Source organism: Pseudomonas sp. LM13, assembly GCF_041381355.1.
Classification (GTDB): domain Bacteria; phylum Pseudomonadota; class Gammaproteobacteria; order Pseudomonadales; family Pseudomonadaceae; genus Stutzerimonas; species Stutzerimonas frequens.
The window spans coordinates 24,201-36,047 of sequence record NZ_JACBXH010000004.1 but is presented as its reverse complement, the minus strand read 5'-3'; the positions used below and the strand labels follow the sequence as shown (position 1 = coordinate 36,047).

9 protein-coding genes and 2 pseudogenes are annotated in these 11,847 nt (G+C 52.0%); 4 read left to right on the top strand and 7 right to left on the bottom strand.

The window, feature by feature from the left end; genetic code table 11:
- Positions 1-18: 18 nt before the first annotated feature.
- Positions 19-1,476 carry a D-alanyl-D-alanine carboxypeptidase/D-alanyl-D-alanine endopeptidase gene (dacB, locus tag HZR81_RS05030; protein ID WP_200629834.1) on the bottom strand — a complete coding sequence of 486 codons (1,458 nt, stop codon included), beginning with the start codon at positions 1,474-1,476 and terminating at the stop codon, positions 19-21.
- 265 nt (positions 1,477-1,741) lie between these two features.
- Between dacB and HZR81_RS05025 the strand changes: the two are divergent.
- Positions 1,742-1,804: pseudogene (locus HZR81_RS05025) on the top strand (hypothetical protein); the annotation flags it as partial.
- A gap of 622 nt (positions 1,805-2,426) precedes the next feature.
- Here the strand turns inward: HZR81_RS05025 and HZR81_RS05020 are convergent.
- Entirely contained in the window at positions 2,427-2,771 is a 345-nt protein-coding gene (locus HZR81_RS05020; protein WP_200597939.1) for a YggL family protein, read from the bottom strand.
- Between the two features lie 435 nt (positions 2,772-3,206).
- On the opposite strand from HZR81_RS05020, the gene gapS6a reads away from it, so the two are divergent.
- From gapS6a to HZR81_RS05005, 3 genes are read left to right on the top strand one after another with little or no spacing between them, the layout of a single operon-like run.
- Complete coding sequence (gene gapS6a / locus HZR81_RS05015) at positions 3,207-3,548, top strand: GapS6a family protein (RefSeq protein WP_200597937.1); 342 nt, start codon at positions 3,207-3,209, stop codon at positions 3,546-3,548.
- Positions 3,549-3,568: 20 nt separating this feature from the next.
- Positions 3,569-6,430 carry a GapS6b family protein gene (gene gapS6b, locus HZR81_RS05010; RefSeq protein ID WP_500127483.1) on the top strand — a complete coding sequence of 954 codons (2,862 nt, stop codon included), beginning with the start codon at positions 3,569-3,571 and terminating at the stop codon, positions 6,428-6,430.
- Positions 6,367-6,906, top strand: a complete 540-nt coding sequence (locus HZR81_RS05005; protein ID WP_500127482.1) for a hypothetical protein — start codon at positions 6,367-6,369, stop codon at positions 6,904-6,906. The genes gapS6b and HZR81_RS05005 overlap by 64 nt, the downstream gene beginning before the upstream one ends.
- A 525-nt stretch (positions 6,907-7,431) precedes the next feature.
- Here HZR81_RS05005 and HZR81_RS05000 read toward each other — a convergent pair.
- From HZR81_RS05000 to HZR81_RS04980, 5 genes and pseudogenes are all read right to left on the bottom strand, one after another.
- Entirely contained in the window at positions 7,432-8,127 is a 696-nt protein-coding gene (locus HZR81_RS05000; protein ID WP_430731463.1) for a helix-turn-helix transcriptional regulator, read from the bottom strand.
- Between the two features lie 174 nt (positions 8,128-8,301).
- Positions 8,302-8,775, bottom strand: a complete 474-nt coding sequence (locus HZR81_RS04995; protein ID WP_500127560.1) for a hypothetical protein — start codon at positions 8,773-8,775, stop codon at positions 8,302-8,304.
- A gap of 90 nt (positions 8,776-8,865) precedes the next feature.
- Positions 8,866-9,006, bottom strand: a pseudogene (locus HZR81_RS04990) (competence protein CoiA family protein); the annotation flags it as partial.
- 146 nt (positions 9,007-9,152) lie between these two features.
- Positions 9,153-9,905, bottom strand: a complete 753-nt coding sequence (locus tag HZR81_RS04985; protein WP_200597928.1) for an NYN domain-containing protein — start codon at positions 9,903-9,905, stop codon at positions 9,153-9,155.
- A 195-nt stretch (positions 9,906-10,100) separates the two neighbouring features.
- Positions 10,101-11,687, bottom strand: a complete 1,587-nt coding sequence (locus tag HZR81_RS04980; RefSeq protein ID WP_500127481.1) for a hypothetical protein — start codon at positions 11,685-11,687, stop codon at positions 10,101-10,103.
- Positions 11,688-11,847 lie beyond the last annotated feature (160 nt).

Sequence of the window (11,847 nt, the reverse complement as noted above, 5' to 3'; positions counted from 1 at the left end):
CAGGTCTGCCTGGAGCGATCAGCGCTGAGCGGTGCTTTCGCCGCGCTGGTTGTACAGGCTGACCAGCACCTGATCGAGGATTGATGAGGCACCCCATGGGCGCGGGTGGTTGAGGATCGCCACTACAGCCCAGACATTGCCGTCGCCGTCTCGACTGTAGCCCGCGATCGCGCGCACCGTGTTCAGTGTGCCCGTCTTCACATGTGCCTTGCCGGCGACCGGTGTGTTGCGCAGGCGCTTGCGCATGGTGCCGTCGACTGCTGCCAGGGGCATCGATGAGATGAACTCGGCCGAGTAGGGGCTGCGCCAGGCAGCCTGCAGCAGGCTCGCCAGCTCGCGCGCGCTGACCCGCTCGGCACGGGAAAGGCCGGAGCCATTCTCGATCACCAGATGTGGGGAGATCAGTCCCTTCTTTGCCAGCCACTGGCGGATTACTCGCTGGGCCGCCTTCGCATCATCGGCATCCGCTTCGTTGCGGAATGCCGCACCAAGGCTCAGGAACAGCTGTTTGGCCATGGTGTTGTTGCTGTACTTGTTGACGTCACGAATGATCTCGGTGAGGTCCGGCGAGTAGGCTCTGGCCAGCAGGCGGGCGCTGCTTGGTACCTGGGCGACACGGTCAGTGCCGAGGATGCTGCCGCCCAGTTCGCCCCAGATGGCGCGTACCGCGCCGGCGGCATAGCGTTCGTGATCCAACAGGGAAAGATAGGTCTGCGCGCTGCAGCCAGCGGCGAGCTTGCCAGTGACCACCACAGTGACGCCGTCGCCATTGGTGACCGGGTTGTACAGCACGTCCGGCCAGCCTGGACACTTGGCCGCCGGTAGCGCCTTAACGCGGTTGTCGACGCGTACGCTGGCGATGGGCGGCTCGACCGCCACGTTCACCTTGCCGCCATCGTTGCGGACGATGAAGCGCAGGGCCTTGAGGTTGACCAGCAATGAATCCGGCCCGACCAGGAACGGCTTGTTCTGGTCACCGCCGTCATCGTCGAATACCGGCAGGTCGGGTTGGACGAAGTGGCTGCGATCCAGCACCAGATCGCCAGTGACTTTGCTAACGCCGTTGGCGCGCAGATCGCGCAACAGCAGCCAGAGCTTCTCCATGTTCAGCTTTGGGTCGCCGCCACCTTTCAGATAAAGATTGCCGTTAAGCACGCCGTCCACTAGCGGACCATCGGAATAGAACTCGGTTTTCCATTGGTGGTTGGGGCCGAGCAGTTCGAGCGCAGCATAGGTCGTGACCAACTTCATCGTCGAAGCCGGATTGACCGAGACGTCCGCATTGACGTACGTCGGCGCGGCGTCGCCGGTGAGCGGCAGCATGACCACCGACAGCGCATCGCTGTTGATCTTGTTGGCCTTCAATGCCTGCTCTACACGGGCAGGCAGCGTCTGGTTCACGCCGGCCGCATGAATCGGTAGCGCAATGGGCAAGGCCAGAACGGCCAAGGAGATACCACGAAGGATTCTGTTCATTTGCGAGCGCCTCTGAGCGCACACAGGGGGCTGCTGGTGATTCGATTCGGCATGCGATTTCCCACTGCACCAAGGGAACGATTGCGGGCCATTATGCCCGGCCCGTAGAGGCGCTGTGCCTCTATCCGATAAGCGTAGCTGCGTCACACGGATTACTGCAAAACAAGATGGCGAGCCGTTGCAAAGCCGGTTCTCGGTCATCGCCTTGGCATCGGGTTGCTGTTAGAGTGCGCGCCGTCATCACGTTGAAAAAGGGATCGATCCAATGGCTACCAATCGTTCGCGTCGCCTGCGCAAGAAACTCTGTGTCGATGAGTTCCAGGTTTTGCTAATTAGCAAAAAATAATCAGAATCTTGTCAAAAACGCTCTGCCCTTCCCGCATTGCCCCCCTCGCTTTACCTGCAAGCATACAGCCGCTTTCTGCCGACATGCCTCCGGGGTGTGCCACGGTATTCCAGCCAGCACTGCTTCACTCGTTAAACCCAGAACTTCGCTTCATCCAATTGACCTCAGTTGGCCCTACAGCTTGCTCCACGTCTTGCTTGTCACATTGATGAGCAAATTGGCGAAGTGTGAGGTGCCAGCGGTGAGGGTGGTAAACGATTCGGCTCAAGAGGCTAGTGAAAAGGCCAAGCATGAGTTTCGGCGCGCCTCTGATGCTGTTCTGCGACAGCCTGGGTTATCCATTTCATTGCTGGAGCCGGTCGGAGACGGCGGGGGAGGGTGATGCTATATAGCGATGCTTCTGGCGAAGCTTCAAAGACGGTGAACGAGAAAAGGTTCACAAAGGGATGTGAGATGCGTTCGCTTCAGAAAGCTTGGCTCGACTGAGCTACTTAACCGCGTTTGGATTCAGCTCGACCATGATGCAATGACACAAAAAAACCATCCAGGAGGATGGTCTTTTTAATTCAGAAACCGGGTGCGCAGAGACGTCGGTTCAGCGCGATCACTTTGCAACGTTGATCGGTTTCTCTGGGTACCAGGCGTCCTGCAAGGGGCTGACCTCGATCTTGGTCAGTTCGCTACGGTTTTTCAGCCAGGCCTCAACGGTTGCGCGTTGCTCCTCACTTACCGAGCCACGCTTCGCCAGGCAGACCAAGCCGAATTCTTCGCCGCCAACATAGTCCAGGCCGTTCGCGTCCATGGCCTCTACAAAGAACGCAATCAGGAAGTCATCGACAGCTTTTTCCGAAAGGCCTTCCTTGAATTCCAGATTGAGCTCAAACCCCAATTCCTGAAACTCGTCAACACACAGCTTCTTACGCAGACGACGGGAGCGGTTGGTAGCCATGGAAAATCCTCAAAAGTAAATGCGGTGCGCATTCTACCAGCTAATGAGTGGCACTGCTTGTTCGCGCTATGGCCGTCCTGGGCGCTGGTAGCTGCGAAAGCACGCCCACTAAGCCACTGTTTACAGTGCCACTTCGGCGGGCGACGGCGAGCCGACAGCCAGAGGACGGCTCGCTTTGTCGTGGTCACCGCATAAACTTGCCGCTCCAAGCCAGTCTTTTTTCAGCAGCCTGAAGACAGGGGCAGGCCACCACGCCGCAACAGCTCCAGGGTGAACTGGCTAACGCTGCTTCGATAGGAGACCTGTCAAAGCTAGGCCCAGCAGCTATCGCATCTGTGCTAATAAGAAAATCAACCAAACGTCAGCTCAGGTGATAGAGTCTGGCCAACCCGATAGGCAACAGATAGATCGCTTTAAATTCAAGGGAGCTCCGAAATGGACTTTATTACCACCGCAATAATTGCAAACTCTGCCTATGACATCTTCAAGTGCGGCCTGAAGCTGAGTGCTGCAAAGCTCAAGGAGCGTTTGGGTCAATGGATCAAGGAGGATGTCGTAGCAGAAGCAGTAGCAACAGAGCTAAGCAAGCTAGGAATCAATGATGAGATGAGTGAACTTGCGATTACTCGACGTATTGAGCAGTCGCCAGAGATGGCTCAATTAATTCGCGAAATTAATGCGGCAGCAGAAATTTCTGCACCATCGATGATCACCAAAGTGACACAGCACCACACTGGTAGCGGAGACAACGTTGCCGGGAATAAGATTATTCGGTGATTGAGTGTAAGGGAACTCGCTTGAAAATCATTGAGCAGCATCACAGTGGTAGTGGAGACAACGTCCAGAACAAAATTCTGAACGTAATTAAGTCACTTGCCCCAGATGACCTCCGAGTCCCAATGGAGATGGTCTTTGAGAGTCTTCGCAAGAAGGATCTTACCACCGCCAAAATCCAATTGGACATGCTGAAGGCAACGACCAAGAGCGATCCTGAATCCTCCGCTCTAGTGGATGTAATCTCTATATACGGCGGGCTAGTCGACGCGAAGGATCATGACACAGCCTGGGGAACAGTATCGAATATCGCGGCGACCACTCAAATCCCAATGGTCAAAGATGTCTGTTTAGCTGCTCTCTTGCGCCTATCTCATAAAACTGATCAGGAAGAGCCCGCTAAACAGCACTATCTTTCAGAGCTCGCCCCTGGGCAATACGCAACTGAGGTGTACCTCAGCCAATATGCCGATGAAGCGTGCCTTGAAGATGCTGCGAGCAAGTTCGTAATTCCTGAGCCAGTGCTTACAGGTGTTGTGGTAGGGAGTCTTCGTTTGGAGCTTACTGCCTTAGCCACTAGCATGGCTCAGCGCTTAAGTAGAACTTACCCTTCCTACAACGCCAAGGTTCTAGAGGTCTTGGCGAGCGCATACGAACTTAATCCTCGTGTCGCCCAGAAACATCTATGGCTTTGCCCCCCTGAAGTGAAACAGGAGGTAGACAGACTTGCCGAGAAGGTTGTCGAACTAATAGATATCTCGAATGGGGTCGATACGCGCCTCTACAATATGGCTTGCCCTATATTTGAAACGTATAGAGGTATTTCGCCAATAGCATTATTTAACACCCTTAAAAATAACTTGCCTCATTGGGAGTCCGCCCATACAGCAACAGCCACCACAATCAAGGCCATTGCAGGGGATGACGAAGGAATTTCTCAGCGGCAGCGCGATATCTTGGCAGCTAAAGATGACCCCCAACTCAGGGCTACTTGGTGCCGTAATTTTCTATCTGCCACTAGTTGCAGGCTGGAGGATGTAATCCCGTTTTTCCGTCTGGCAAATACGGCTGAGGTTAGCGAGTGGCTATCTAAGGACTCCCCGTTAGATGATGCAACTGAAATGGAGAAGTCTTTTGTCAACCTGCTCGGCTGTTCGTTCCGTGAGTTGGATAACGACAGTGATCTTCACCAAAAAAACCAGCTATCTCAACTTGTCGATGATTTTTGGGATGCATGGGAAGGAGAGCTGACGAACATTGCTCCAGAGCGAGTTTTCGACTTGGCTGAGAATTTAGTCAATTCAGATTTGGCTCATAAAGCTTTACGCTTCACCTCGCGCCTAATTCCAGATCAAAAATTATGGCCATCTCCGTTTGTTTTGACACATCTGAAGTGCCTATTAGAAGCACAGCAGTACAAGACTTTTGATGATGTTATTGCAAGGGTGGCAGGGTCAGAAAAATCCTTAACAATTTTAAGCTATCAGTCATTGCGAGCGGAGAAGCTTGGGGATATTGAGGCAGCTATCAGGATTAGTGATCAGATCGTTGCACAGTCACCAGAAATACCATATAGCTGGCTGAGAGGCTGCCAGCTACGTGCTCGGTATCAAACTGAAGATCAGCAGATCGAGTTTCATGACCAAGTACCAGATGGTCTACTAAAAAAACACTCACATGAAGCAGTATCAATTCTTTACTTTTTTGCCATGGCAGGCAACTTCAAGCGTGTAGAACCTCGATGGGTTGAGTGGTTTATAGAGGATCCGCACGCTCTGGCTGTAGAGATGGTTAATTTTTACTTCGGACTGACTGTCAGCAGCAATAAGAAATGCGAGTTCGAGGTTTCGGCGACACTAGAGCAGTGTGTAGCTGCCGTCCAATTTGAGCAGGATGGCGACACAGTGATCAAGTTAATCGTTGATGGTCATCAAGTTTTCAATGAGTACACACTAAAATCATCTAGCCAGCTAGCGGAGTTACTAAATAACTTAGCTGTGGGTGAGACCGGTTCGCTGGGAATGGTCAATTACAAGCTCGTAGAGCGACTTCCACCCTACGTTGCTTGCTTGAGAATTGCTCTGCGACTCCGGCATATACATAACGACGGAAGTGATTGCTTTGCAATGTTATCAATGCCTTCGGACAATGAGCAGATCATACCGTTCTTGGAGGAAAAACTGGGTCAAAGCCAAGGCACAGGAAAACGGAAGCAGCTTAATAAAGCTGATAACATCCCGCTATATATTCGCGGGCATTTTTTGTGCCCGGACAATGCTTTCAAGGGGGCGCTGAATTGCTGGACTGATGCCGGCGTACCCAAAACAACACTTTTTGATCAGGGAAATGAATTTCCGGATGCCGTCGTGCTTGATGCATATGGTATCGGCTATCTGGCGGTGACAGATCTTGCGCAGAGCATGTTGGATATTGGTGTTAAGCTTGTATTGCCAGCAGCAACTAAGGAGGCGCTTAGCCGTTGGGTTGAAGAGATTTCTGACCAAAACTTCATGTTGATGGGGGTCACCGAAAAAGGAAAGTTGTTCCGCACGACTGCCAAGGATATCCAGGCGCGTGATGGGCACTCATTGAGGGCGCTGCAATTGATCCTGGATAATGCGTCAATTGCTCATCCAGTCCTACATGACGCAGCGCTTGAGATTTACTCGATCAAGAATGGCATAGACTCCACTGTATACGATGCAATGCAATTATCGATTGCAAACGATATAGCATGGCTATGCATGGACGGCGCATTCGCCGCGCTCCACAAGTCCAATCAATATGAAATAGCAAATTCTCAGGCAATTATTGGCGAGCAATGGCAGCGAGTAATCAATTTGATTTTGAGCGCAAGCGCCATGGACTTTTGCTGTATTCGCTAGGGGCCCTGCCATTACCAGTTACCTATGCGGAAATACATCATTTGGCCGCCCACCCTAATGCCTTGGCTGGATTTATTCTATTCAAGATGATCCAGAACCATGGAAATCAAATTTTCGTAGGTGAGGAAAAGCCACTATTTCTTCTCGATGTGATCCAACTGCACCTTAATAGCATGTATCACTCAGGAAAAAGCCAAGCAGCTACGCGGCCACTCTATACGCCTTTGATGGACTACACGGAACATGTCTTCAACCATGGAATAAGGCTCTTTCTCGGAGCCTATGGTGACGGCAGCATCGAACGTCGATTGGCCATGGCGTTAAACCACATGGGGGCATCTTGTGGAATTTATCATCGATTCCTTGAGTTCGTTGTCGGCCACTTCCTCAATTTTGCTCAGGGACATTTCATGGACGCCAACGCTCTCCGGGTAAACCTCCAGTCGCTGGTGAGCCATCAGGAAAATCAATCATAAAACCGATGAGCCGTATCCCAAATCAGTGCAAGTGCGCTATTTGGCCATAGCAGCAAGGTTCTTCAGGGCTATCAACCCTCGCTGGATGGACAGCTGCATAATGTCTTTATTTAAAGGCGCTAAGTAGAATATTCTCATCTAACGTATTGAAATGCATACATTAGAGACTTGCGCCCGTAAAACGCGCCTGGCATATGTAAAATAGCGCTCGACGACCGATTCCCCCCCCCCAGCTCCTCTCGTTGGATAGCGAAGCCCATAAGGCCCGCTTTTTTGTGCTAGTTGCCAGGAACAAAATCCCAGTCCAGCACCACCACATAGGTTCCTGCTATTGCCCGCACGCGCAGGACATCACCGCTCACAGATTCACGCATTGCCACATCCTCCTTGGTGACCGCTGACACCTTTCTAGCGGGGAATTCAACGCTAAAGGGTAGATGCACTCGCCGTAATTGCCGCCACGGCAATATGAAGTTTCGGCGACGATTTATATCCCTTCAGCGCGAGTCTGGCTGAAGCGGGCACCTACAGGCGGATGCCACAGGACTTCGGCGTGGCGAACTGCGTAGGCTCTTCGCCCAGCGGAAAGGCAACGACGTACAGGACATTGGCGGACATCGGTTCAGTGGCTGGGTTTGATCCCCATTTCATCTTCACCTTTCGTTCGCCGTAGAGCAGAGACACTCCAAGCGCGTTGAGTGCATCGATCAACGACTGCAACTCGTCATACACGTCGATTTTCTGCCTTTCGCTATACAGGTCGGCGCAATCGCGGTACTCCCTGAAATAGTCCACCAAACTGGAAAATGCTTCCTCGGCTTCGCGGGGCAACTCGAACGCCGGCTCGGAAATGTCCGCCGTACTAGTTGTCACCAGTTTGGCTTGCTGCCTCCCTGTGGTCAGCGGTGTGGCCGCCAAGGTGACATTCTCTTTGTCGAATCTCTCTTGGGCGGCCCTTAATTCTTCCTCGGAGGGAATCTCGTAGGCCTTGTTGAAAACATCGATGTCCTCGAACTCGAATGCTCGCGCCAGGGCACGTCGTGTGTTGAAGTCTCCTGACTGGCCTTTCTCGACTCGCTGAATCGTTCGCTCACTCAACCCTGAGATCCCAGCTAGCTGCTCTTGAGACCAGCGGTTGGCTTCGCGAAACAATCTGGCGCACTGAGCAAGTTCAGTAGGAGTGAGTGGACGGGGTTGCTGGCTGGATTCAGAGGTTTTCATTTTGCTGCTCCATCACGTTGAACGATGTAGCTAGTGTGGAGAGTAGACAGCCAGGCCAACACGACAGGAACACGACAGTGAACTGACAAAGGGGGCGCCTCGATTCTCATTGCTGAAACCGTACCTTTGCATGTTTGGCTGGCAACAAGGTACGTCGGGGGCAGTTGAGCGAGATCATTCGGTTGTCCTGGCTTGGGTAGGCTCGGCGCCTAACCACTCTTGCCCGATGACTCCAGACGATGGACTAGCGGGACGGGGCGTTGATTTGACCCGTGGCGTCCGGCTGACAGTAATTGCCCCATGGGACTCCGCCGAATAGGTCAGGTTGTAGATCCCGCTCTTCAGACCAAAATGCGGATGCTTGCCTTGCTCAATGTCGAGCCAGAGTGAAGCTGTGCGCTTATGGCCTGGGAACGCGTGAGAGAAGAAGAAAATCCAGCCGTTGTCCGACCGCTTGGGATGCTTCAATCGGTAGTCCTCGAACTGGTATCGCTCGAAGGCTTTGGCGTTGAAAATGACCACTGGTTTGAGATCGAACTGGACAGATGCGTCGATGAACGCCTTGAGCGCCGTCATATCCAGTTTGTGAGCAAGCAGCAGGGAGAGGCGCTTCTCCGGATGGACTCCATCGAATTCCACTCCGCCCATGCTGGTCTCCATCTCCCACTCACCCGAAGCATGGTAGTGACGTATCCAACTGTACTGCCATAAGGTCGATGTCTTTCGATAGCTACAAGCTTGGCCAGGCCTATGGCTCCAATGCCACTCGTAGATATCGCCCAGCTTGGCAGTCAACTGCTCGTTGCAACTCGGGCAATACCCGCTCTCATCTCGGGTGGCTGGAATGCGTCTGCCGTCCGTTGTGCGTGCTAGGTACATGCGGGCAATTCATCCTTGATCTAGCTTACGGATTCAATCTATTACCTATTGCGGGCCAGCAGCAGACTAGGAGGCGAGAGCCGCCTAGCATCCGATGCTATGGGTCAGCGCACGGGCATTGGCCGCTGTCTTCGAGTAGGAGAAGCTCAGGCGGGTTCAGGGGCTGATGATGGCGTTTGCTTGCGAACGGTACGAACCACCATAGCAGTGCCGCGCATCTCAACATCGAACAGCTCCGAGGTGCGTATGAGATCGCCCAGTTTCTGATAGCCATAGTTCACCACAGAGAACGAGCTGTTGTTGTGGATGTAGTCCGATGCCCTGCTGAGAAGCGACCAGCCATCATCTCCGGCTGTTTGGTCTGCCGCGTTTCGAAGCAAGCGCACTAGGGATGTGTCGCAACGCAGCTCATTTCGAGACTTTTTCCGGGGTTGTTCGTCCTGAGAAACCTTGTCGTCGTCTGCGGCCCGTACAAGATTCTCCACGTAGATGAACGACGTGCATGCATGCACAAAGGCAGAAGGAGTCTTCTTCTCGCCAAAGCCATACACCGGGAAGCCACTTTCTTGCAGGCGTAGAGCCAGTGGAGTGAAGTCGCTGTCGCTGGTCATCAGGGCAAAAGCGTCGATGTTCTTGCTGTACAGCAGATCCATCGCATCGATGATCATGGCTGCGTCAGTTGCGTTCTTGCCCTTGGTGTAGGCGAACTGCTGCATCGGGCGGATAGCGAATGGATGGAGCCGCTCAACCCAGCCAGAGAGACCGTCGCTCTTCCAGTCACCATGAGCATGTCGTACGTTGACCATGCCGTATTTGGCGAGCTCTTCCAGCACGCCTTCAATGGCACTGTGACTGACGTTGTCGCAATCGATCAACAAAGCAATTCGTTTCTGGTGCATCAGGTGTCGTCCTTGTAAGACTGCGTTTGCTTGAACGTTGCCACCATGCGCAGGGGCTATGCAAGCGCTGTAATTATATTGGTGATTCTGAGAGGTGCTTGCCCCAGAGCGACTCTCCAGCCTGTTATTATGTGCATGTTCAACTTGAGCGGTTAACATAATTTCATTACCACCATCTATCCCTTAACGTAAATGCTATAGTTTCTTGCCATTAAGCAACCACCTAGTCAATATGTCGATTTCCTGAATGATCAGACGATTCTTTCCAGGGAGATTGAACTTAGGCAAAAGCGTTTCGGGATCACGGGTGGAGCCAGGAGTGTACCCTAGTAGGCCAGCATATTTTGCGGCTTCGCCTCCCAATGAATCATAAAACCGGTCAAATACCTCTTCTTCACCATTGCGAGATAGCACTTTAAACTGCGATTTGCAGAATGCGCATACTTGCACATAAAAAGGAATGAACAGAGGGCCTGCGGAATACTTAGCCTTTTCAAGTGCCTGCTTGAAATGTTTTAGTGCGCTTTCACTGGCGCCGGTTAGCATGAATCTACTAGCCAATGACCAGTCTTCAATCCACGCTGGACTGTTTGTTAAGTTTGATAGCCATTCTTTTTCAAAAAACTTCAGATAATCCTTTTTGTATAGAACTGCAAGCCCGTCAGGTATGGCGGTGTCGCAGGGCAAAAATGCCCCTGTTGATCTAAGGTTTGTCAAGAATTCATGGTACGCTCCAAACGCATCATCCAATAATTTCTCATCGACTACGTCGTCATGCAGTATCTGATCAATGCAGTCGCTGATTGGAGTGGCGCTGTCTAGGGTTTTAATCTTTGGGTATTGGGGTTGAGTGCTGGGGTCAAAATCGCCTATCTCGGTGGCATGCATATACAGGTTGTGGGACACAAAGGCGCAAAAAGCTTTGTTGGCAAACCCATGCCCCTCAGCCTCCGCAGGCAAAAGACACGCAAGCGGCTTGATAAATGGATAAATAACTTCCCATTTTATTTTGCCTTCCTTGCTCATTCGCTCAAATACCTGCTTTGACTGCGTACTGACCGGCTTTGACGAGAAATCTAATCCCCATAGCTCGCTGTCAGTCAGGTTGCAGTTAACGGATTGCTTACGAAGAGCGTGAAACTGGTGAAGTTTGTACGGTGTCACCCCGGTTTCCTTACAGAATTTCTCGACAAACTCACGCAGAGGCCATCTGCTTGTTTCTGTACTCTTACCGAGGACTCCCCTTGGCTCCACATCGGAGATAGCTCTGACCAAGTCGATCATTGTGCCTGCAAGAAAACCTTGGTAGGCATCAATGCAGTCTTCAGATGTTGCCGAGTACTCCCTTATGAACTCTCTGTAGTGTAGCAACGCTGAAGTGTAGAGTTTCGCTGCAAGATCGGAAACTTTCGAGGCTCCGTATTTCTCATGGACGAGAATCTCGATATAGCCTGTTAACTCCCTGAGTTCTTCGTATGAGGAGTAATCCTCTTTGGCCAGATAGGACACATAGGACTGAATGGTCTTGCTCTTTCTTACTTCCTGCTTTGATTCAGGTGCGATCTGAGTCGTGACGGACACAAGCTCGTCGAGAGACCCATAAGTGCCGTTCTCCCTCTTAATGGCCTCGAATGCAGATCTCAATGCTGCCCGCCTGGCTTTTTCGCTAGCAGGTACATGAAACTTGACACTCTTCCCGTCACTGCTCCATAGGCCTAGGCAATCACACAGCACTTTGTTGAAGTGACCGAGCGTGGGGAATTGAAAATCCGTAAATGACATTTTGGCTCTCGCTGTATCGACTTTTCGCCACTTTAAAGTGAGGCCAGCAGTTTTCTAGGTATCAAAGTGTCGATGGCATTGTCGTGTGGTTCAGAATGCCCAAATGTGCTTCAGCGCTTTACGGTTGGTAACTGCATGGAAATGTAGCCTCCTCCCTATG